The organism is Burkholderia sp. WP9 (assembly GCF_900104795.1).
Classification (GTDB): Bacteria; Pseudomonadota; Gammaproteobacteria; order Burkholderiales; family Burkholderiaceae; genus Paraburkholderia.
The window spans coordinates 351,740-371,614 of the sequence record NZ_FNTG01000001.1; the positions used below are offsets into that span (position 1 = coordinate 351,740).

Consider the following 19,875-nt stretch of genomic DNA (forward strand, 5'->3'; position numbering starts at 1 on the left):
GGCACCGTCACTTCAACGCCGCCGCCTCGAACCGCTTCACCGCACCGACAACATCGCTGCGCAGTTGCCGCAACGCGGCCTGCTGCGCATCGGGCGGTACGAGTCCTTGCCATAGCAGATCGCTCAGCGAGGTGGCGGTCGCTTCGATATCGACGGCCTTCTGTTTGCGCACCGCGTCCCACAGCACGTGTTCCATCGGGCCATATACGGCCGAGCGTAGCAGGCCGAGCGGCATATCCCCGCGAATATCGCCGCTCGCCACGCCTTCGGCGAGCACGTTCATCATCGGCGCCGTATAGCGGCGCTGCAGTTCGACGATCACGTCACCGAACTTGTCGTCCTTCTCGCGGCCTTCGGAAAGAATGAGCGCGCACAAACCGGTGCCGTCGACGGTGAGCCGGTAGAGGTGCGTGTGCACGAGGTACGCGAACTTGTGGCGCGTGCCTGCGATCAGCGGCAATTCGCTTTCGACCTGGCTGATGATCTCGTCGTACCAATTGCCGAGCACGCGCACGCAGAGATCGCGCTTGCTGGCGAAGTACGTGAAGATCGTCGCCTCGGACACGCCGACACGCCCGGCGATCTCCGTCATGGTGGCCGACGCATAGCCGACTTCGGAAAAGACGAGCCGGGCCGCGTCCAGAATCGCCTTGAGTCGCTGTTCGGAGCGCGCCTGCACGGGCACGCGGCGGGAAAGGGCCGAGGTGGTCATCGAGAGAGATAGGCGGTGCTGTGATTTGGTGAGTTGAGTCTAGCTCAAGGAATGCGGCCGTGCAAAGACTAACATGATGCAAATAAAATTAACCATCTAACACAGCACAGGATAAAGACCTGAGCTAAACTCAACAAACATCGAAAGCGCCGCACATGAGGAGACAGCCGAATGCCCGCAGCTTCGTCGAGTACATTGCCGCCAGCGAGCGGCTACCGTTCAGTTTTCCGCGAAGGCCTTTTCGCCGGCAAAGTGATTATCGTCACCGGTGCGGGCAGTGGCTTAGGCCGATGCACGGCGCACGAACTCGCGTCGTTAGGGGCGACCCTGGCGCTGGTCGGCCGCAGCGAAGGCAAGCTGAAAACGGTGCAAACCGAACTGGCCGAAGATCACCGTCACACCACCGGCCACAAGATTTATTCCTGCGACATTCGCAACGAGCAACAGGTACGTGAAACGATCGCTTCGATCGTGGCAGACCTGCACCGCATAGACGGCCTCTTCAACTGCGCGGGCGGCCAATTCCCAGCAAAGCTTGAAAAGATTTCGTTGAACGGCTGGGACGCGGTCGTGCGCAACAATCTGCACGGCACGTTTCTGATGTCCCGCGAGTGCTATACGCAATGGATGGAACATCACGGCGGCACGATCGTGAACATGCTGGCGGACATCTGGGGCGGCATGCCCGGCATGGGGCACTCGGGCGCGGCCCGCGCGGGTGTATGGAATTTCACCGAAACCGCCGCATGCGAATGGGGTCACGCGGGGGTAAGAGTCAACGCCGTCGCACCGGGCTGGATAGCGTCGGCGGGCATGGACAGCTACAACGAAGACTACCAGGCGCTGCTGCGCACGCTCAAGCACAAGGTCCCGCTGCAGCGCTTCGGCACCGAATCCGAACTCGCCAGCGCGGCGGTGTTTCTGTTGTCGGAGGCCTCGGCGTTCATCAACGGCACGGTGATCCGCGTCGACGGCGGCGTGCCGAACGCTCGCCATTCATGGCCGCTTCCGCAAGCGGAGCGTACGATCGAATATAACGGCTTCCCGCGCTATCAACCGCCGGCCGGCCTGCAGGAGCTAACACCATGAACCTCGACGGCCAGACCTATGAATCGTTGACGGCAAACTTCGCCTGGCAGATCCCGGCGCGCTACAACATCGGCGTCGACGTTTGCGATAAATGGGCCGACGGCTCCGGCCGCCTCGCGCTGATCTACGAAGATCCCGAGGGCAACGCCACCCGCTATACGTTCGACCAGTTGAAGGTGCTGTCCGACCGCTTCGCCAATGCGTTGCTCGCAGCGGGCGCGCAGCGCGGCGACCGCATCGGCATCTTTCTGTCGCAGTCTGTCGAAACGGCGATCGCGCATCTCGCCGCCTACAAGGCCGGCATGGTAGCCGTGCCGCTGTTCGCGCTATTCGGTGTCGACGCGATCGAACACCGGCTCGGCGATAGCGGCGCGGTAGCGTTGATTACCGATCAAGGCGGCATGTGCAAGGTCGACGAAATCCGCGCGGCATTGCCTGCGCTACGCACTGTTTTCAGCGTGGATATCGCTGAGGACAATGGTGATCCGCAATCGCCCGTGCGTTCGTTCTGGCACGCGCTGAACCACGCGAGCGCGGACTTCACGCCCGCCGACACCGGCGCCGACGATCCCGCCGTCATCATCTACACCTCCGGCACGACCGGCAAGCCGAAAGGCGCGTTGCACGGGCATCGCGTGTTGCTCGGTCATCTGCCCGGCGTGGAAATGTCGCAGCAGGGTTTTCCCGCGCACGCCACGCTGATGTGGACGCCCGCCGACTGGGCGTGGATCGGCGGCCTGTTCGACGTGCTGCTGCCGTCGTGGCATCACGGCGTGCCGGTATTGGCACGCCGCTTTGCGAAATTCGACGGTCAGGCCGCTTTCGATCTGATGGCGCGTCATGCGGTCTCGCATACGTTTTTGCCGCCCACCGCGCTGAAGATGATGCGCGGCGTCGAACGTCCCGAGCGCTGGAATCTCGCGTTGCGTTCGGTGGCGAGCGGCGGCGAATCGCTCGGCGAGGAATTGATCGGCTGGGGCCGCAAGGCGCTGGGCGTCACCATCAACGAGTTCTATGGGCAGACGGAATGCAACGTCGTGGTGTCGTCGTGCGCGGCGCTGTTCGAGCCGTGCTTCGGCGCGATCGGGCGCGCGGTGCCGGGGCATCATGTTGCGATCGTCGATCTGGATGGCAACGAACTGCCGCCCGGTGCGATCGGCGATATCGCCGTAGCCGCGCCCGATCCGGTCATGTTTCTCGGCTACTGGGGCAACGAGGCGGCGACGCGCGAGAAATTCCGCGGCAAGTTTCTGGTGACCGGAGACCTGGGTACGCGCGACGCGGACGGCTTTATCCGTTTTGTCGGCCGTGGCGACGACGTGATCACGAGCGCGGGTTACCGGATCGGGCCGGCTTCGATCGAAGATTCGCTGCTCCGTCATCCGGCTGTTTCGATGGCGGCCGTGATCGGTGCGCCGGATCGCGAGCGCACGGAGATCGTCATGGCGTTCGTGGTGCTGAACCCCGGCTTTGTCGGCGACGCGGCGCTCGTGCGTGAGATACAGCAGCACGTCAAAACGCGTCTCGCCGCGCACGAATATCCGCGCGAGATTCGCTTTGTCGACAGCCTGCCGCTGACGGCGACCGGCAAGGTGATCCGCAAGGCGCTGCGCGAAGGACTCGGACAAGGCGCGGAGAATCCCGTGTCAAAACCCGAGCCGCGATGAGCACGCGCCAGCGTCAACCGGCGACGCGCGGCGGCAGGGCGCCGAGAGATTCGGGCGCGCAACCCGGCGCGGCGCCACTGGACGACACCGACCGGAGGCTCCTCGCGCTGCTCGCCGAAGACGCGACGCGTACTTATGCGGAACTCGGCAAACTGCTGTTTCTGTCGGCGCCCGCCGTCCACGAGCGCGCGAGGCGCTTGAAGAAAGAAGGCGTGATCAAGGCCACTGTCGCCGCACTCGATGCCGCCAAACTGAATCGTCCGTTACTCGCGTTCGTGCATGTCGATACGACGAGTTGGGCGGTGACGCGGCAACTACTGGCGTTGGAAGAACTGCCGGAAGTCGAGGAGATTCACACTGTGACGGGCGAGAGCGCCATGCTGCTCAAAGTCCGCACACGTAACACGCAATCGCTCGAACAGCTGCTTGCGCGCATTCACGCGATCGAAGGTTTTACCGGCACGCGCAGCTATATCGCGCTGACTACGTATCTGGAGCGCGGCCCGAGTCCGGCACTCTGAAGCACGATAAGCGATCGCTGCGTCTCAGGCGTGCAGCGAGAGACCTTTCACCGCTTTGTCGACCGCCTTCTTCGGTCCGCGCACCGCAAGCCCGACGAGATCAGGCGCATCAGCGGGTTCGGCGCGGAACACTTCCCGGTTCGCCTGATCGTGACCGGTCGAGAACATCGCGCGTACATACACGGCACGCGTCAATTCACGTTCGATACCCTGACGAAGCGCGCGCTGCAAACCTGCGTTGTCCGCCTGGTACACCATCATCGGCTGGCCAAGCAGCCGCGCATGCCGACGGCCAGCCGCGTCCTCGTACGGCTCGCCCATTGCCTCTGGCGCCGCGCCCGCGATCCCTGTTGCGAGAAACGCGGTCACATTGAGTTTTTGCCACACAGCGAGATCGTCCAGCACGATGATCGCGACTTTCGTATCGAATTCCATAACGCACGACGCTCCACAGCCGGGCGATGCAGGGTTGCTACAGCGCCCGTCGGTCAAGAAGGTATTCACACTCGAATCTTATGGAAACTCGAGCGCGTGTGCACGAGCGCAGAGCAAAAACGAATGGACTTCACCAGCCGCGCTTTTTCACGCGGTCCATGTCGGGTTTTGCCCTAATGCCATTCAGCAACCATCGCTCGAATTGCGTCGCGTGCTGCATTGCAACCTGAAGGGGCGTCATGCTCATCCCCGTTTGCGCCGCCATTTGCGCCGCTATTACGTGCCGCAGGCGCATGCCGTCGACGCGCCCGCAACATAGGGCAAGTCCCTGGCGCGATTTAGCCGTGCATTACCACTCGCGTTCGCGGCCTCCTAAACTTGATTCAAACAGGAGGGGACACCGATGGCCAAACTCATTCACACGATGATCCGTGTGCACGATCTGCCGCGCTCGCTGCAGTTCTATCAAAGAGCTTTCAATCTGGACATATCGCACCGGCTCGACTTTCCGGACTTCACGCTCGTCTACTTGCGCAACGAGGAGGCCGACGCCGAAATAGAACTCACCTGGAATAAAGGCCGCGAGGAGCCGTATTCGCATGGTGACGGCTACGGCCACGTCGCGTTCTGCGTCGACGATGCAAAAAGCGAACGGCAGCGTCTGCTCGACCTCGGCATGACGCCCAACGATCTGCGGGAGTTTCACAACGACAACGGCGAGTTGCTGGCGCGCTACTTTTTCATTCAGGACCCTGACGGCTACAAGATCGAAGTGCTGGAACGCTACGGCCACTATCAATAGTAAAAGCAATCCAGGCGGCCGCCGCGTGTAGTTGCAGTACCCCACAGCAATCAGATTGCATGGGACCGGGCAAGTGCTTTTGCACTCGCTCCGGTCGACAAAGGAGACAGACATGAAGACAACGATCATCCCGATCGTCGCGTCCGATCACGCACATCACGCACATCATCACGGGCACGAGCATACTCACGAGCACCCCGGCGAACATGGCGCGGCGAAGGCCGCCACCGCCGCCACCGCCGCATTGCGGATTCCGCTTACACGGCGCGAGCTATTGAAGGGCACCGGCGTGCTGATGGGCACGCTCGCGGCTTCTTCGGTGCTGTCGGCCTTCGCGCCGAGCCGCGCCTGGGCGCTCGAAATGCAAGGACTGGACACGCACCAGGGCGAAGTGATTCTGGCCTTCACGCGGCAGCTCTATCCGCATCCCACGCTCGACAACGCGGTCTACGCGCTGGTCGTCAAGGACCTCGACGCCAAAGCGAAAGCCGATCCGGCAGTGCGCCAGCAACTCGCCGATGGCGTCAAACAGCTCGACGCGCAAGCGGGTTCGGACTGGCTCAAACGCGCGCCGTCGGACCAGGCGCAAGACGTCGCGGCGCTCGCGGGCACACCGTTCTTCAACACGATACGCGGCACCGCGGTGGTCTCGCTATACGCCAACACCATGGCGTATACGCACTTCGGCTACGGCGCTTCGGAAGGCGACGGCGGCTACCTGTACAAGGGCTTCAACAGTCTCTCGTGGCTGCCCAATCCGCCGGCCGCCGCCAGCGGCCCGATTCCGACGGATAGCTAACCGCTGCGACAGTCACCATCATGCATAGGACCGCAGTTACGCGCCAAGGGACTCGAGTAAGCGCTCAAGCGCCGACTCTGGCCGGCAGCCCAACTCTGGTCAATAGAGGAGACAGGACATGGATCAGGACAACAACAAGGTGCGTTTTTCACACAACGACGACAAGGTCGTCGTGATCATCGGCTCGGGTGCCGGAGGCGGCACGCTTGCCAACGAACTGGCGCAGAAGGGTATCGACGTGGTCGTGCTGGAGGCGGGCAAGCTGCACACGCAAGGCGATTTCACAACCGACGAGTGGGGCTCGTTCCAGATGCTGTCATGGCTCGACAAACGCACCACGTCGGGCACCTGGCGCATCGCCAAAGACTTTCCGAACCTCCCCGCCTGGATCTGCAAGACGGTGGGCGGCACGACCACGCACTGGGCCGGTGCGAGTCTGCGGATCAGGCCGCACGAGTTCAAGGCGAAGACGACCTACGGCGCTATCAAGGATGCCAATCTGCTCGACTGGCCGCTCACGCGCGAGGAACTCGATCCGTACTACGACCGCGCGCAGCAGAAGATGGGCATTACGCGCACCAACGGTCTGCCGGGCCTGCCCGGCAACAACAACTTCAAGGTGATGTCGGCCGGCGCGATGAAGGTCGGTTACAAGGACTGCAATACCGGGCACATGGCGATCAATAGCGTGGTGCGTGACGACCGCGCGCATTGCTTCCAGCGCGGCTTCTGTTTTCAGGGGTGTCGCACTGGCGCGAAGTGGTCGACGCTCTACACCGAATTGCCGCGCGCCCAGGCCACCGGCCATATGGAATTGCGCACGCAGGCCCACGTGGTGCGCATTGAAACCGACGCGCGCGGTAAGGCGAAGGAGGTGCTCTACTACGACGGCAATGGCAAGCTGCAGCGGCAAAAGGCGCGCATCGTCGCGGTCGCCGGCAATTCGATCGAAACGCCGCGCCTGCTGCTGAATTCGCATTCGAGCAGGTTCCCGCAGGGCCTCGCTAACGGATCGGGGCAGGTGGGCCGCAACTACATGCGTCATACCACGGGCTCGGTGTACGCGGTGTTCAACGACAAGGTGGAAATGTTCAAGGGCACCACGATGGCCGGCATCATCGAGGACGAGGCGGCGTTCAATCCGCAGCGTGGCTTCGCAGGCGGCTATCACATGGAGACCGTGTCGCTCGGCCTGCCGTTTTATGCGGCCTTTCTCAATCCTGGCGCGTGGGGTCCGACCTTCACCCAGGCAATGGATCAATACGCGTACACGGCGGGCATGTGGATCGTCGGCGAGGATATGCCGCGCGAGAGCAATCGCGTGACCTTGAATACCGACGTGAAGGACCAGTACGGCCAGCCGGTCGCCAACGTGCATTTCGACGATCATCCGAACGACGAAGCGATGCGCGAGCACGCGTACAGGCAGGGCACCGCGGTGTACGAAGCGGCGGGTGCGAAGACGGTCTATCGGGTGCCGCCGTATCCGTCCACGCATAACCTCGGCACGGCCCGCATGAGCGCGCGCGCCGAAGACGGCGTGTGCAACCGGTTCGGGCAGACGCATGAAGTATCGAACCTGTTCATTTCGGACGGTAGCCAGTTCACCACCGGCGCGGCGGAAAATCCGACCATGACGATCGTGACGCTGGCGATCCGGCAGGCCGATCACATTGCGGCGCAGATGAACAAACGCGCGGTATAAAACGGTCCGACGGGGCAGGGCGGCGTTCGGGTTCGAGGCAATTGTCGAGCGGTGAATGCCGGCGTATGTTGACGAACGCGGGCGGCGTGCCGTGGCTGCACGAAGGGCGCCACGGCACGCCTGCCTGAAATCAGGGAGTAACGCCATGTGTAGGGTGTACATCAACGCCGATCCGATCCTGTACGAGTCGCGCACGCGCTCGCTGCGCATTCACGGCGTGATCACCACGGTCCGGCTGGAAAATCTGTTCTGGGACGTGCTGCACGAAATCGCCGCGCGCGAGAACATGACGACCAGTCAGTTCGCCGTGCAGCTGTACGACGAACTGATCGCGCTGCGGGGCGAGCTGCCGACTAACTTTGCGTCGTTCCTGCGCGTGTGCTGTTTGCGCTATCTGTCCATGCGCACGGAGAAGAAGGACGTCGATGAACCCGGAGCGGTTCCCGGGCTGGCGGCTTCGGCTGCGGCTGCGGCGAGCGAAGCGAGGCCGCGAATTCTGAAGACAGTTTGACGAGTAAGGCGGCGCGAAGCCGCAGCGGATAGACAGGAAGCGCGCACCGGACCGCGTGCTAGGATGTTTCGCACATTCCGCACAACGTTGGAGACATGGATGCGTCCGGAGAATGCCGCCCGTTTCGATGAACAGTTCGCACCTCGCATCGCCGAGGCCATTGCCGCCTGTTTCGCCACCACCGTGCATACCGAAGTGCTGCCATACGGCGGCCACGGGCATCCCACCCGCGTGCGGATTCATGCCACGCCGATCGAAGACATGGGACTGTACCCCCATCCATTGAATCTGTATCTGACGTGGGACAGCGACGAAATCGAGAGGCTGATGGGGGCCGAAGGGCCGTCGCGTTTTGCTGGTTATCTGGCCGCGCTGCCGCGCAAGCTCGCGGCCTGGAACCATGCGCGCGAACTGGACTTTCTCTCGCATACGCAGGCCGAGCCGGTCGCCCTGATCGGCGGACTCGACTTCGAGTCGTAAGCGGCGCGTGGCGCGCCGCTTCATCCACTCGACTCACGCTGCAACTGGAGCAACAGGCGCCGCGCGACGAGCACGGCGCCGCTCCGTCAGGCCGCGGCGCCCAGCCTGAAGAAACTCACGCTTTGCACGAGTCCGGATGCTTTGCTTTGCACCGCGTCGGCCGCGGCCGCCGCCTGCTCGACCAAAGCCGCGTTGCTTTGCGTCACCTGGTCCATCTGTGTGACGGCGTCGTTGACTTCCGCGATGCCGGTTGCCTGATCGACACTCGCGGTCGCGATCGACTCGACGATACGCGTCACGCTGCCGGCGCTTTCCACCACGCCGTCCATCGTGGTGCTCGCGTGGTTGATCAGTTGCGTGCCGGCTTCGATCGTGGCCACCGACTCGCGAATCAGCGTCCTAATCTCGCGTGCGGCGTCGGCGGAACGTTGCGCGAGGCTGCGCACTTCGCTCGCGACCACCGCGAAGCCGCGCCCTTGCGTGCCGGCGCGCGCCGCTTCGACCGCTGCATTGAGCGCGAGGATATTGGTTTGCGCCGCAATGGCTTCCACCACTGCGATGATATCGACGATACGCTTGGACGCCGCATCGATCTGGCCCATCGTGCGCACCGCGTCGCTCATGACAACGCCGCCTTCACGCGCGGCATGCGCGGCGGTTTGCGCGAGCGTGGTGGCTTCGCGGGCGTTGGCGGCGTTGCGCTGAACCGAGTCGGTAAAATGCTGCATCGACGCGGCGGTTTCTTCAAGCGAGGCCGCCTGCTGCTCGGTACGCGCCGACAGGTCGAGGTTGCCTGTGGCGATTTCCTGCGTGGCCGTGGAAATCGTATGCGCGCCTTCACGGATCTCGCTGACGATATGCCGCAAGCGCTGGTTCATGTCGTTGAGGGCAGTGAGCAACTGGCCTGTTTCGTCGCGGCTCACCACGGGCACGTCGGCGCGCAGATCGCCTGCCGCCACCGCCTGCGCGACGCCCACCGCCTGTCTGACCGGCACCGTGATGCTGCGGCTCAGGAACCAGATCGCGAAAGCGCCGACGCCGAGCGAACCGATAACGACCGACAGCAACAGCACGGTCGCGATCGTGTAGGCCTGTTCCGCCGCTTCGCTCGTGCGCACGCTGGAGTCATGCGCCTGTTGCATCACGGTGGCGACGATATCGTCGATAGCGGCGGTCGGCGCGCGGTCGATGCCTTTGACGAGAGCGTCGACCACGTGCGCCGTGTTCGGATCGGCGGCGTCGTAGTGTTTCAGCGCGTCGAGATAACTGTCCTGCAGCGATGCATGCGTGGCGAGCGCCTTGTCGACACCGTCCACGTTCGCGCCCAATGCGCTCAACTGATCCTTCAGGCGCAGCAGGGCAGCGTGCGTCGTTCCGCTTTCCCTGTTGAAGGCATCACGGTATTTGGCGAAGGCGGCCGGATCCGCGCCGCGCAACAACAGGTCCTTCCACTCCTGCACCTGCTTCTTGAATTCGACCTGCGCGACGCGCGCCGTATCGGCGGCTTGCGCGTACTGGCTGAGCGATTGGGCGGACTGGATTTGCAGCGCATGCGTTCTGGACAACGCATGCCAGCCTTCCAGACCCACGACCATCGTCGCGGCCAACAATACCGCGCCGAGCAACGCCAATTTAACGGCGATCTTCAGATTTCTATAGAACGTCACTGCAGGATTCCAACTTTGGCTTTTAATCGAGTTTGAATTGCGTCACTGCACTGGCGAGGCTCACGGCCTGGCTCTGCAGTGCGGCCGCCGCCGCCGTGGATTCTTCGACCAGTGCGGCATTCTGTTGCACCATTTCGTCGAGCTGGCTGACCGCGCGGTTGACTTCCTGAATACCGCGCGTCTGCTCGTTGGCCGCCTGCGTGATTTCGGAAATGATGGTCGTCACGTTGGCGACGTTGCTGACGATCTCGGTCATCGTCTCGCCGGCCTGGCGCACCTGGCCCGAACCCGACGAGACGCTGGCCACGGTTGCTTCGATCAGCGCCTTGATTTCCTTCGCGGCCTGCGCGCTGCGTTGCGCGAGGCTGCGCACTTCACCGGCCACCACCGCGAAGCCGCGGCCCTGTTCGCCTGCACGCGCGGCCTCCACCGCGGCATTCAGCGCGAGGATGTTGGTCTGGAACGCAATGCCGTCGATCACGCCGATGATGTCGGAGATTTTCACCGACGCATGCTGGATCTCGCCCATCGTCGCAATCACTTCGGAGATCACCACGCCGCCGCGCGAGGCGACCTGCGAGGCGGAAACGGCGGTACTGTCGGCCTGTTTCGCGGAGCTGGCCGATTGCGTGACCGTCGAGGTGATTTCTTCCATCGATGCTGCGGTTTGCTGCAAGCTCGCGGCAGCGGATTCCGTGCGGCCCGACAGATCGACGTTGCCCGCGGCGATTTCATTGGCGGCCACGCGCACCGATTCGCTGGCGTCGCGAATCTGGCGCATCACGTGGCTGAGTTTGTCGATGAAGGTGTTGAACGAGCGCGCGATCTGCGCGACTTCGTCGTTGCCGACGGCCGGCAGGCGCTGCGTCAGATCGCCTTCGCCGGAGCCGATGGCGTCCATGGCATCGCGCACTTTCGACAGACGCTGGAACGACACCGCGGTCACCGCCGCCACGATGGCGGCGGCGATGCCGGCGATCACGATCAGCGCGACGATCGAAGCCGTCAGCAGCGAACGCATGCCGGCGGTCGCTTCGGCTTTGTCGAGCGCGACGACCACGTACCAGTCAGTGCCGGGAATCGCTTGCGCGCGCATCAGCTTCGTGCTGCCATTCACGTCCATGTCGAGCGGACGGTCGGCGCTGAAGAGGGCGGCGAGCTTGTCGCCGGTCAAACCGGGCGCGACATCGGAGACCGGCTTCAAGGTCAGCTTGGGATCCGGATGCGCAACGATATGGCCGCTCGCGTCGATCAGCATGCCGAAGCTCGCCGGTGTGGGATGGATCGCCTTGACGTTGGCGATCACGCTGTCCATCGCGACGTCACCGGACACCACGCCTTTTACCGCGCCGTCGCGCACGACCGGCGCCGCGAATGCCACCACCAGTTTGCCCGTGCCCACGTCCACGTAGGGCGGCGTTACAACCGGCTTGCCAGCGGCGGCGGCCTGCTTGTACCAGGGGCGGCCGGTCGGATCGTAGTCCGCCGGAATGCCGGTCGGGTCGGAGAACTTCGAGGTCTTGTCCGCATAGCCGACATACACGTTCGAGAATTTGCCGGCCGCGGCGATCTGCTTTAACGCAGCGGACGGATCGGGTTGCAGTACCACGTCCTGCAGCGAGTTGATCATCTGGGTGTTGGCGGCAACCCAGTCGCTGATGCCGGCCGCGTGACCGCTTTCCACCGAGGTCAGGCTGCTGTCGATGGCATCGGCGTTATACGAGTTGGCGACGACGTAGTTGAGAACCGCGTTGGCAGCGAGCGCAACCACAACGATAGCAACGCATAGGGCGACGATGCGCGCGCGAATGGAGGTGAACATGTCGGGAGTCTTTGGGGGTGAGCGGTAAACCGGAGTCGGCGAGGCGGGGGCCTCACCTGCGGTATACGGCCTGAGGAGGCCCGACTTGAGCAGCGAATTCTTTCAATTACCCCAAACGCAGCGAGAGCTGCATGCGGCGGAGTGTCGCACGCAGAAGTAAATGGCTGCGTGCTCGCCGTTGTATTCGTATGACAATAACGCGCGATTGGAAAGATCGTTTCACATCACCGGTGAATGCAGATGATGCGGATGGTCGAGAGTCTCCGCCACGATGTGCAGCGCTTGTGCGCATTCGTCACGCGTTTTCGATCCGCCGAGGCACACGCGCATGGCATTGGGCGGATTGCCGTCGGTGGAGAACGCGGCGCCCGCCACGGCGGCAATGCCCTGATTGCGCAACTGCAAGGCAAGTTCGGATGCGCTCCAGCCGCTTTCCACCGGCACCGGCAGCCACAAATGAAAACCATCCTGATGCGCTTCGTAAGGCCACGCTTCGAGCATGCGCGCGGCAATGGCCTGGCGTGCGCGCGATTCGTTGCGGATCGCGCCGAGCATCTCCGCCGCGGTTCCGTCCGCGATCCATTGCGTCGCGAGCATGACCGTGTACGGACTCGCCATCACCGTGGTCGCGCGTAACGCGCCGGCTAGCCGCTGCGTTTGGCGCGGCGTCGGCGCATGCAGATGCGCGACGCGCAAGCCAGCGCCGAAGCTCTTGGACAGGCCGGTCACGTAATACGTCAGTTCGGGCGCGAAACTCGCGAGCGCGTCGGGCGCGCTCTGCGGCAGCATGGCATACGCATCGTCTTCGATGATCGGCACGCTGTAGCGCAACGCTACGTCGGCGAGCGCCTCGCGCCGTTTGTGCGTGAGCGTGAGCGTGCTCGGATTCTGCAGCGTCGGATTGCAATAGAACGCGCTCGGCTTGTCGGTTTTGCAGAGCGCTTCGAACGCGTGAGCGAGCGGTCCTTCGTCGTCGCGCGGCAGCGCTTGCAGACGCACACCGAGTTGCGCGGCGATCGCCTTGATGCCGGGGTAGGCGAGCGCATCGAGACAGATGGTGCCGCCGGGCCGCGCGAGCTGCGAGACGAGCGCCACCAGCGCGCTATGAATGCCGGGGCACACCAGCACGTTTTGCGCGTCGCAATGCGGCACCCGGCGCCTCAGCCATTCGGCGCCCGCATCCTTGTCCGCCGCCGAGCCGCCGAAGTCCTGGTAACGCAGCAACTGATAAGGATCGCTGCCGGCCATCTGGCGTGCGGCGGAGTCGCGCAGACGCATGGCGTAATCGGGCGGCTCGGGTGGCGTGTTCATCGACATCTCGATGCTGCTGCCGCCCGCGAGCGGCAAGGTGGCCGTGCGGCCGCGCACGAACGTGCCGCTGCCGGCGCGCGAATCGAGCAGGCCGCGCTTGCGCGCTTCGGCATAGGCGCGCGCCACCGTCGTGTAATTCAGCGCGAGTTCTTCGGCGAGATCGCGCAGTCCCGGCAAGCGGTCGCGCGGACGCAGCCGCCCGGTGGCGAGATCTTCTTCGATCAGATCGGGAATCGCGAGGTAGGCCGGCTTGCGAATGTCGGCAAGACGTTTGATCCAGTGATGTGTCGGGCTGCTCATTGCCTTCGAGTCTCTATTCACGTTGGAAAAGATGATCGCATTCGTATGCGATCAATGATTGGATTGATCGACTGTGGTGAATGACTGCACCATGCCGACACGTTGGACTGCGCGAATCGCACTTGGCTGGTGCGGTAAAGCCGCACCAATAGCGTTTGCACGGGATGCCGGAACTGCATGCAACCTTCGCGCCCAAAAAATTTTCGAGTCGCACTTCGAATCGAGGCGGAATTGATCGCGGATTGATCGCATTCACGGGGTCGATCAATGGCACGGCCGTTGCATTGGAGGAGGCGCGCACAACCTGAACGCGCGCCATCTTTTACTTAGCAAACCTGATCGGAGAGTGCCATGCCAGCCGTCAACAAACCGCTGCATCAGAAAGGCGATTACCTTGTCGACTATGAGGAGAAAGTCTTCGAAGACGTGAAAGCAGAACCCGGCGAGAAGGCGCTCGTCACGTTCCACACGGTCGCGTTCGAAGGCTCGATCGGCTTCGTCAATCTATTGCAGGCCACGCGCCTGCAACGCAAGGGCTTCGAGACATCGGTGCTGCTGTACGGACCGGGCGTGACGCTCGGTCTGCAACGCGGCTTTCCGACACTGGGCGACGAAGCGTTCCCCGGCCATCTGAACTTCAACAAGCAACTGATGAAGTTCATGGAAGAAGGCGGCAAGGTCTACGCGTGCCGCTTCGCGCTGCAGGCGCTATATGGACACGGCGAGGCCTCGCTGATCGAAGGCATTCGTCCAATCAGCCCGCTCGATGTGCTCGACATCCAGTTGCTTCATCGCAAGGACAACGCACTGATCATCCATACGTGGACGGTCTGACGAGAGGCGAGTGACCACTATGTCCGATAAAACGACCGGCAAACGCATCGTGCGCGCCGCGGCGGTCCAGATCGCACCGGACTTCGAGCGCAGCGGCGGAACGCTCGACAAGGTCTGCGAGGCAATCGAACAGGCGGCGCGCGAAGGCGTGCAACTGATCGTATTTCCCGAAACCTTCGTGCCGTATTACCCGTACTTCTCTTTCGTACGGCCGCCCGTCGCTTCCGGCGCCGATCACATGAAATTCTATGAAGAGGCCGTGGTGGTGCCGGGCCCCGTGACACAGGCGGTGGCCGAGCAGGCGCGTTTGCATCGGATGGTAGTGGTGCTCGGCGTCAACGAACGCGATCACGGCAGCCTCTACAACACGCAGTTGATTTTCGACGTGGATGGTCAGATCGTGCTCAAGCGCCGCAAGATCACGCCCACATTTCATGAGCGGATGATCTGGGGGCAAGGCGACGCGGCCGGTCTGACGGTGGCGCGCACCGCGGTGGCGCGCGTGGGCGCGCTCGCCTGCTGGGAGCATTACAACCCGCTCGCGCGTTATGCGTTGATGACGCAGCATGAAGAGATTCATTGCAGCCAGTTTCCCGGCTCGCTGGTGGGACCGATCTTCGCCGATCAGATCGAGGTGACGATCCGGCATCACGCGCTGGAATCGGGTTGCTTCGTCGTCAATGCGACGGGATGGCTCAGCGAAGCGCAGATTGCGTCCGTTACCCCGGATACGAATCTGCAGAAGGCGCTGCGCGGCGGCTGCAACACCGCGATCATCTCGCCGGAAGGGCAGCATCTCGCCGAGCCGTTACGCGAGGGCGAAGGCATGGTGATCGCCGATCTCGACATGGCCTTGATCACCAAGCGCAAACGCATGATGGATTCGGTCGGCCATTACGCGCGCCCCGAATTGCTGAGTCTTGCGATCAACCGGCGGCCCGCGGAAACCGTGGCGCCGATGCCGGCGTGGCCGTCCGTCCCGAGCGCCGATTTCAATTCAACCGGAGGAGGGTGCGATGAGCGCCAGCGAATCACTGTCGGCGCAGAGCCGGCAATTGATGACTGAATTGCAGTCGGCCGGCTTGCGGCTCGTGTCGCCGGATGCGGGCGCGGCCAGCCGCCGCGGCGGCGCGGGTCCGTCCGACCACAAGGCAGTAATGGTGGATGGCGTGACGATCATGGTGCCCGTGCATACGAGCACCGCGTGGCACTCGCCGTTCGTCGCGCAGACGCCGGATGCGAGTGGGTCGAGCGCGCTGCTGCGCGGCACGATTCCGATCGCCAATATCAGCTTCCCGAAGTCGCCGCGTTTCTACGGCATGCAGACACTCGACGGCGTGCCTTATTCGCATATCGCCACGTTGCATAGCGCCGACGTGCTCGCGACCACCGTGTTGCAAACCTGTATTCGCTACGAGAGCCGGCGCAAGAGCTGCAAGTTCTGCGCAATCGGGCAATCGCTCGCAGCGGGTCGCACCATTACGCGCAAGACGCCTGAGCAACTGGCGGAAGTGGCGCGCGCGGCCGTGTTGCTCGACGGCGTGAAGCATATGGTGCTGACCACCGGCACACCGCCCACGCCGGATCGCGGCGCGCAGATTCTGTGTGAGAGCGCGTTCGCGATCAAGGCCGCGGTCGATCTGCCGATCCAGGCGCAGTGCGAGCCGCCGGACGACGACCGCTGGTTCGCGCGCATGAAAGCGAGCGGCATCGACACACTCGGCATGCACCTCGAAGTCGTGACGCCCGCGCTGCGCGAACGCATCATGCCCGGCAAGGCGAGCGTGCCGCTGTCGCGCTACATGGAGGCGTTCGAGGCCGCGGTGGCCGTGTTCGGACGCGGACAGGTCAGCACATATATCCTCGCGGGCCTGGGCGATAGCGCCGAATCAATTCTCGCGATGTCGCGCGAACTGATCGAGATCGGCGTCTATCCGTTCGTCGTGCCGTTCGTGCCGATCAGCGGCACGCCGCTCGAAGATCATCCGGCACCTACGCCCGAATTCATGAAGTCGGTTTTGCAGCCGCTTGGCGGCATGCTCAATGCCGCGGCCATGCGTTCGAGCGATATCAAGGCGGGTTGCGGCAAATGCGGCGCGTGTTCGTCGCTGTCATCGTACGAGGAGTGATCATGTTCGGCGAAGCGATTGCAGGCGAGGCGCTGGATGGCGAGATTGTTTTTGCGCCGTATGCGCCGAGCGAATTTCGTATCAAGTGGACCACGTTGAATTGGGAAGCCGAAGAGGCATTCAGGTTGCGGCGCGCGGTCTTCTGCATCGAGCAGGGCATTTTTGTCGGCGATGATCGCGACGATATCGACCAGCACGCGCAGCAACTGGTGGCGCTCAGTTGTCTCGCCGGCATGCCGGAACAGGTGGTCGGCACCGTGCGTATTCATCGCGACCACGACAATGTGTGGTTTGGTTCGCGGCTCGCCGTGCATGCGGCCTTTCGCCGGCACGGAAAGATCGGCGCGACGCTGATTCGTCTCGCGGTGAGCAGCGCACACGCGCTCGGCTGCGAAACGTTTCTCGCGCATGTGCAGAGTCAGAATGTGCCGCTGTTTCGCGCGATGTACTGGGACGTGCTGGCGGAGGAGACGTTGCTGGGCAGACCGCATCATCTGATGCAGGCGCAACTGGACCGGTATCCGCCGTGCGCGGAGCCTTATGGGGGCTTTGTCACCCAGACGCGGGCGCATTCGTTGCCGCCCTCACGCGGCCGTGAGCCTGAGCGGAGCGCCGCATGACTGTCGCCGACCTTGTCGCGAGTCTGCGCGAGAGCCGCGGATTCCGGCACAAGACCGATATCGTGGGTGTCGTCGACTCGCTGGCGAAGCGCTTGCCGCGCGGCGCGCGCGATCTCGCGCAGGCTGTGGCGCTCGGCGACGACTGCGCCGCGCTCGCCGACGGGGACGGCTATCTGCTTTTCGCTATCGAAGGCATGGTCAGCGATTTCGTGAGCGCCATGCCGTGGTTCGCCGGCTATAGCAGCGTGATGGTCAACGTAAGCGATATCTATGCGATGGGCGGGCGGCCATTGGCGGTGGTGGATGCGCTGTGGAGTCAGGGCATCGGCGCGGCGGAGCAGGTGTTGGCGGGCATGGCGGCGGCTTCGCTCGCGTATGGCGTGCCGATTGTCGGCGGCCACACGAATACGCGCAGCGATGCAGCGCAACTGGCGGTGTCGATTGTCGGCCGCGCGAAGGCGTTGCTGTCGAGTTTCAACGCGAAACCCGGTGACAGCCTGATGATGGCTGTCGATCTGCGCGGCCGCTTCGAAGAGCCGTATCCGTTCTGGAATGCTTCGGTGGATGCGCCGCCCGAGCGTCTAAGGGGCGATCTCGAACTGCTGCCGCAACTGGCGGAGAGCGGCCTGTGCGACGCCGCGAAGGATATCAGCATGGCGGGCACGCTAGGCACGGCGTTGATGTTGCTCGAGTGTTCGGAGGTCGGCGCGCGGGTCGATCTCGCGCGCATCCCCGCACCCGAGGGTGTGCCGCTGGAACGCTGGGTGACCGCGTTTCCGAGTTTTGGATATCTGCTGTCCGTGCGGCCCGAACAGGTGGAGACCGTACAAGCAAAGTTCAGCGCCCGATCGCTTGCGTGCTCAGTGATCGGTTCCGTGGATGCAACGAGCCAGGTGGTCCTGCATCGGCAGGATGACGCCGCTACGCTATGGGACTTCCGGCGTGAGCCGTTCATCGTCGGAAAGGGGGCGGCGAAATGAGCGCGCTGCGTATCGCGTTGCTCACGCATTCGGTCAATCCGCGCGGTGGCGTGGTGCACACGCTCGAACTGGCGAGCGCATTGACGGCGCTTGGGCACGAGGTAACGGTGTTCGTGCCGGCCGCGCCCGGCGAGAGCCTGTTTCGTTTGCCGCCTTGCCGAGTGGTGTATGCGCCTATCGTTCTGGTTCAGGTCAATACGGTTGCGATGGTCGAGGCCCGAATCGATGCATTCCGGCGCGCGTTGATCGAGCACGACGCAGTTGCGTTCGACGTACTGCACGCGCAGGACAGCATCAGCGGCAACGCGCTGGCTGAGTTGAAAGCGCAGGGTCTTATTCACGGCTTCATTCGCACAGTGCATCACCTGGATCATTTCGAAGATCCGCGACTGGCGGCCTGGCAGCGCCGTGCGTTTCAGGATGCCGACCACGTGTTGTGTGTGAGCGATACATGGGCGCGAGAGATGCAGTCGGTATACGGCATCAGCGCAAGCACTGTGCCGAACGGTGTAGACGTGGCGCATTTTTCTTCGCGACGCGATCAGCACGACGCGCAACTGCGGCAGCGTTTCGGACTGCAAGGCGGCCCGATCGTGCTGGCGGTGGGCGGTATCGAAGCGCGCAAGAACACGCTGGGCCTGCTCGAAGCGTTTGCCTCGGTGCGCAGCGGTTTGCCGCAAGCGCAACTCGTCATTGCAGGCGGCGCGAGCCTTCTCGACCACGACGCCTACAGCCGACGCTTGCTGCAACGGGCGAGTGAGTTGGGCCTGTCGATCGGACCTCATGAAAGCGTCGTGCTGACCGGCCCACTCGAAGACGCCGTCATGCCCGCTCTGTTTCGAAGCGCCGATGTTCTGTCGATGGTGTCGCTGCGCGAAGGTTTCGGTCTTGTCGTGCTGGAAGCGCTGGCGAGCGGCACACCGGTGGTGGTGTCCTCGATTGCGCCATTCACCGAGTATCTCGACGACGCCACCTGCTGCTGGGCCGATCCTGACGACGTGGAATCGATCGCCGCGGCCCTTGTGCGTGCGTTGGGTGAAAACGGTATCGATTTCGAGAATGCCGTGCCCGCGTTACTCGCGCGCTTTAGCTGGGCGGCGAGCGCACGGTGCCATGTGGATGCCTACCGCCGTTTCCTCGCGAAGCGCGCTCTGCTTACCCATTGATTCGAGGATAAACGATGCCTGTCATGCACTTTCGCATTCAATGGCCCGATGGCGACGAAGCGAACTGTTATTCGCCTTCGCTCGTGATCGGCGATTTTTTTACGCCGGGCGAGGCCTATGCGCTCGAGGATTTCGTCGAACGTTCCCGGCAGGCGTTGGGCATCGCGTCCGAGCGCGTGCGCGAGAAATACGGCTTTGCCTGCTCGGCGGCAATGGACCAGCTTGCACAGATCGAGCGCGACGCGGCGCGCTTTCGCGATCGGCCGGACGCGACCGTCAAGGTCATCGAATTCAGCTAGGCGCTTATTCTTTCAGAGGACGCATC

20 protein-coding genes are annotated in these 19,875 nt (G+C 63.3%); 15 read left to right on the top strand and 5 right to left on the bottom strand.

Features of this window, described 5'->3' with window-relative positions:
* Positions 1 to 7 precede the first annotated feature (7 nt).
* The gene (locus BLW71_RS01550; RefSeq protein ID WP_091792733.1) at positions 8 to 712 is read right to left on the bottom strand and encodes a TetR/AcrR family transcriptional regulator; all 705 of its coding nucleotides are present in this window, start codon (positions 710 to 712) and stop codon (positions 8 to 10) included.
* 171 nt (positions 713 to 883) lie between these two features.
* On the opposite strand from BLW71_RS01550, the gene BLW71_RS01555 reads away from it, so the two are divergent.
* Genes BLW71_RS01555 through BLW71_RS01565 form a run of 3 tightly spaced genes read left to right on the top strand, consistent with a single transcriptional unit; the run spans position 884 to position 3,989 of the window.
* Complete coding sequence (locus tag BLW71_RS01555) at positions 884 to 1,801, top strand: SDR family oxidoreductase (protein WP_091792734.1); 918 nt, start codon at positions 884 to 886, stop codon at positions 1,799 to 1,801.
* Positions 1,798 to 3,468 (top strand): acyl-CoA synthetase, encoded by a 1,671-nt coding sequence (locus BLW71_RS01560; protein WP_091792735.1) that lies wholly within the window; start codon positions 1,798 to 1,800, stop codon positions 3,466 to 3,468. The genes BLW71_RS01555 and BLW71_RS01560 overlap by 4 nt, the downstream gene beginning before the upstream one ends.
* Positions 3,465 to 3,989: an Lrp/AsnC family transcriptional regulator gene (locus tag BLW71_RS01565; RefSeq protein ID WP_091792736.1), complete on the top strand. Its 525-nt coding sequence runs from the start codon at positions 3,465 to 3,467 to the stop codon at positions 3,987 to 3,989. Before BLW71_RS01560 ends, BLW71_RS01565 begins: the two co-directional genes overlap by 4 nt.
* 24 nt (positions 3,990 to 4,013) lie before the next feature.
* Here the strand turns inward: BLW71_RS01565 and BLW71_RS01570 are convergent, their stop codons facing one another.
* Entirely contained in the window at positions 4,014 to 4,424 is a 411-nt protein-coding gene (locus BLW71_RS01570; RefSeq protein ID WP_091792737.1) for a DUF2000 domain-containing protein, read from the bottom strand.
* Positions 4,425 to 4,827: 403 nt separating this feature from the next.
* On the opposite strand from BLW71_RS01570, the gene BLW71_RS01575 reads away from it, so the two are divergent.
* The 5 genes from BLW71_RS01575 to BLW71_RS01595 all read left to right on the top strand — a co-directional run bounded on the left by BLW71_RS01575 (position 4,828) and on the right by BLW71_RS01595 (position 8,721).
* On the top strand, positions 4,828 to 5,226 hold the full coding sequence (locus tag BLW71_RS01575) for a VOC family protein (protein WP_091792738.1): 399 nt from the start codon (positions 4,828 to 4,830) through the stop codon (positions 5,224 to 5,226).
* A 112-nt stretch (positions 5,227 to 5,338) separates the two neighbouring features.
* A complete protein-coding gene (locus tag BLW71_RS01580; protein WP_091792739.1) occupies positions 5,339 to 6,025 on the top strand; it encodes a twin-arginine translocation signal domain-containing protein in 687 nt (228 codons plus the stop codon).
* A gap of 118 nt (positions 6,026 to 6,143) precedes the next feature.
* Positions 6,144 to 7,730: a GMC family oxidoreductase gene (locus tag BLW71_RS01585; protein ID WP_091792740.1), complete on the top strand. Its 1,587-nt coding sequence runs from the start codon at positions 6,144 to 6,146 to the stop codon at positions 7,728 to 7,730.
* Between the two features lie 145 nt (positions 7,731 to 7,875).
* Positions 7,876 to 8,241, top strand: a complete 366-nt coding sequence (locus tag BLW71_RS01590; protein ID WP_091792741.1) for a ribbon-helix-helix domain-containing protein — start codon at positions 7,876 to 7,878, stop codon at positions 8,239 to 8,241.
* A gap of 99 nt (positions 8,242 to 8,340) precedes the next feature.
* Entirely contained in the window at positions 8,341 to 8,721 is a 381-nt protein-coding gene (locus BLW71_RS01595) for a DUF5594 family protein (protein WP_091792742.1), read from the top strand.
* Between the two features lie 86 nt (positions 8,722 to 8,807).
* On the opposite strand, the gene BLW71_RS01600 is transcribed toward BLW71_RS01595, so the two are convergent.
* The 3 genes from BLW71_RS01600 to BLW71_RS01610 all read right to left on the bottom strand — a co-directional run bounded on the left by BLW71_RS01600 (position 8,808) and on the right by BLW71_RS01610 (position 13,821).
* Positions 8,808 to 10,388 (bottom strand): methyl-accepting chemotaxis protein, encoded by a 1,581-nt coding sequence (locus BLW71_RS01600; RefSeq protein ID WP_091792743.1) that lies wholly within the window; start codon positions 10,386 to 10,388, stop codon positions 8,808 to 8,810.
* Positions 10,389 to 10,410: 22 nt separating this feature from the next.
* Positions 10,411 to 12,210: a methyl-accepting chemotaxis protein gene (locus tag BLW71_RS01605; protein ID WP_091792744.1), complete on the bottom strand. Its 1,800-nt coding sequence runs from the start codon at positions 12,208 to 12,210 to the stop codon at positions 10,411 to 10,413.
* A 219-nt stretch (positions 12,211 to 12,429) separates the two neighbouring features.
* Positions 12,430 to 13,821: an aminotransferase-like domain-containing protein gene (locus BLW71_RS01610; RefSeq protein WP_091792745.1), complete on the bottom strand. Its 1,392-nt coding sequence runs from the start codon at positions 13,819 to 13,821 to the stop codon at positions 12,430 to 12,432.
* A 351-nt stretch (positions 13,822 to 14,172) separates the two neighbouring features.
* On the opposite strand from BLW71_RS01610, the gene BLW71_RS01615 reads away from it, so the two are divergent.
* Genes BLW71_RS01615 through BLW71_RS01645 form a run of 7 tightly spaced genes read left to right on the top strand, consistent with a single transcriptional unit; the run spans position 14,173 to position 19,849 of the window.
* Positions 14,173 to 14,655, top strand: coding sequence for an MSMEG_0572/Sll0783 family nitrogen starvation response protein (locus BLW71_RS01615; protein WP_054040483.1), 483 nt, complete (start codon positions 14,173 to 14,175; stop codon positions 14,653 to 14,655).
* A gap of 19 nt (positions 14,656 to 14,674) precedes the next feature.
* A complete protein-coding gene (locus tag BLW71_RS01620) occupies positions 14,675 to 15,721 on the top strand; it encodes a Nit6803 family nitrilase (RefSeq protein ID WP_091792746.1) in 1,047 nt (348 codons plus the stop codon).
* On the top strand, positions 15,714 to 16,784 hold the full coding sequence (locus BLW71_RS01625; RefSeq protein ID WP_091800241.1) for an MSMEG_0568 family radical SAM protein: 1,071 nt from the start codon (positions 15,714 to 15,716) through the stop codon (positions 16,782 to 16,784). The genes BLW71_RS01620 and BLW71_RS01625 overlap by 8 nt, the downstream gene beginning before the upstream one ends.
* Positions 16,785 to 16,786: 2 nt before the next feature.
* Positions 16,787 to 17,404 (top strand): MSMEG_0567/Sll0786 family nitrogen starvation N-acetyltransferase, encoded by a 618-nt coding sequence (locus BLW71_RS01630; RefSeq protein WP_091792747.1) that lies wholly within the window; start codon positions 16,787 to 16,789, stop codon positions 17,402 to 17,404.
* Positions 17,401 to 18,384: a sll0787 family AIR synthase-like protein gene (locus BLW71_RS01635; RefSeq protein WP_091792748.1), complete on the top strand. Its 984-nt coding sequence runs from the start codon at positions 17,401 to 17,403 to the stop codon at positions 18,382 to 18,384. The genes BLW71_RS01630 and BLW71_RS01635 overlap by 4 nt, the downstream gene beginning before the upstream one ends.
* Complete coding sequence (locus tag BLW71_RS01640) at positions 18,381 to 19,550, top strand: MSMEG_0565 family glycosyltransferase (RefSeq protein WP_091792749.1); 1,170 nt, start codon at positions 18,381 to 18,383, stop codon at positions 19,548 to 19,550. Before BLW71_RS01635 ends, BLW71_RS01640 begins: the two co-directional genes overlap by 4 nt.
* Before the next feature lie 14 nt (positions 19,551 to 19,564).
* Positions 19,565 to 19,849, top strand: a complete 285-nt coding sequence (locus tag BLW71_RS01645) for an MSMEG_0570 family nitrogen starvation response protein (RefSeq protein WP_091792750.1) — start codon at positions 19,565 to 19,567, stop codon at positions 19,847 to 19,849.
* The last annotated feature ends 26 nt before the right edge of the window (positions 19,850 to 19,875 follow it).

What these genes read in the sequence shown, in the direction of transcription:
- BLW71_RS01640 (WP_091792749.1), top strand. Translation starts at nt 18,381, where the DNA reads ATGAGCGCGCTGCGTATCGCGTTGCTCACGCATTCGGTCAATCCGCGC.
- BLW71_RS01620 (WP_091792746.1), top strand. Translation starts at nt 14,675, where the DNA reads ATGTCCGATAAAACGACCGGCAAACGCATCGTGCGCGCCGCGGCGGTC.
- BLW71_RS01610 (WP_091792745.1), bottom strand. Translation starts at nt 13,821, where the DNA reads ATGAGCAGCCCGACACATCACTGGATCAAACGTCTTGCCGACATTCGC.
- BLW71_RS01575 (WP_091792738.1), top strand. Translation starts at nt 4,828, where the DNA reads ATGGCCAAACTCATTCACACGATGATCCGTGTGCACGATCTGCCGCGC.
- BLW71_RS01595 (WP_091792742.1), top strand. Translation starts at nt 8,341, where the DNA reads ATGCGTCCGGAGAATGCCGCCCGTTTCGATGAACAGTTCGCACCTCGC.
- BLW71_RS01585 (WP_091792740.1), top strand. Translation starts at nt 6,144, where the DNA reads ATGGATCAGGACAACAACAAGGTGCGTTTTTCACACAACGACGACAAG.
- BLW71_RS01590 (WP_091792741.1), top strand. Translation starts at nt 7,876, where the DNA reads ATGTGTAGGGTGTACATCAACGCCGATCCGATCCTGTACGAGTCGCGC.
- BLW71_RS01565 (WP_091792736.1), top strand. Translation starts at nt 3,465, where the DNA reads ATGAGCACGCGCCAGCGTCAACCGGCGACGCGCGGCGGCAGGGCGCCG.
- BLW71_RS01580 (WP_091792739.1), top strand. Translation starts at nt 5,339, where the DNA reads ATGAAGACAACGATCATCCCGATCGTCGCGTCCGATCACGCACATCAC.
- BLW71_RS01635 (WP_091792748.1), top strand. Translation starts at nt 17,401, where the DNA reads ATGACTGTCGCCGACCTTGTCGCGAGTCTGCGCGAGAGCCGCGGATTC.
- BLW71_RS01625 (WP_091800241.1), top strand. Translation starts at nt 15,714, where the DNA reads ATGACTGAATTGCAGTCGGCCGGCTTGCGGCTCGTGTCGCCGGATGCG.
- BLW71_RS01645 (WP_091792750.1), top strand. Translation starts at nt 19,565, where the DNA reads ATGCCTGTCATGCACTTTCGCATTCAATGGCCCGATGGCGACGAAGCG.
- BLW71_RS01630 (WP_091792747.1), top strand. Translation starts at nt 16,787, where the DNA reads ATGTTCGGCGAAGCGATTGCAGGCGAGGCGCTGGATGGCGAGATTGTT.
- BLW71_RS01570 (WP_091792737.1), bottom strand. Translation starts at nt 4,424, where the DNA reads ATGGAATTCGATACGAAAGTCGCGATCATCGTGCTGGACGATCTCGCT.
- BLW71_RS01605 (WP_091792744.1), bottom strand. Translation starts at nt 12,210, where the DNA reads ATGTTCACCTCCATTCGCGCGCGCATCGTCGCCCTATGCGTTGCTATC.
- BLW71_RS01615 (WP_054040483.1), top strand. Translation starts at nt 14,173, where the DNA reads ATGCCAGCCGTCAACAAACCGCTGCATCAGAAAGGCGATTACCTTGTC.
- BLW71_RS01560 (WP_091792735.1), top strand. Translation starts at nt 1,798, where the DNA reads ATGAACCTCGACGGCCAGACCTATGAATCGTTGACGGCAAACTTCGCC.
- BLW71_RS01550 (WP_091792733.1), bottom strand. Translation starts at nt 712, where the DNA reads ATGACCACCTCGGCCCTTTCCCGCCGCGTGCCCGTGCAGGCGCGCTCC.
- BLW71_RS01555 (WP_091792734.1), top strand. Translation starts at nt 884, where the DNA reads ATGCCCGCAGCTTCGTCGAGTACATTGCCGCCAGCGAGCGGCTACCGT.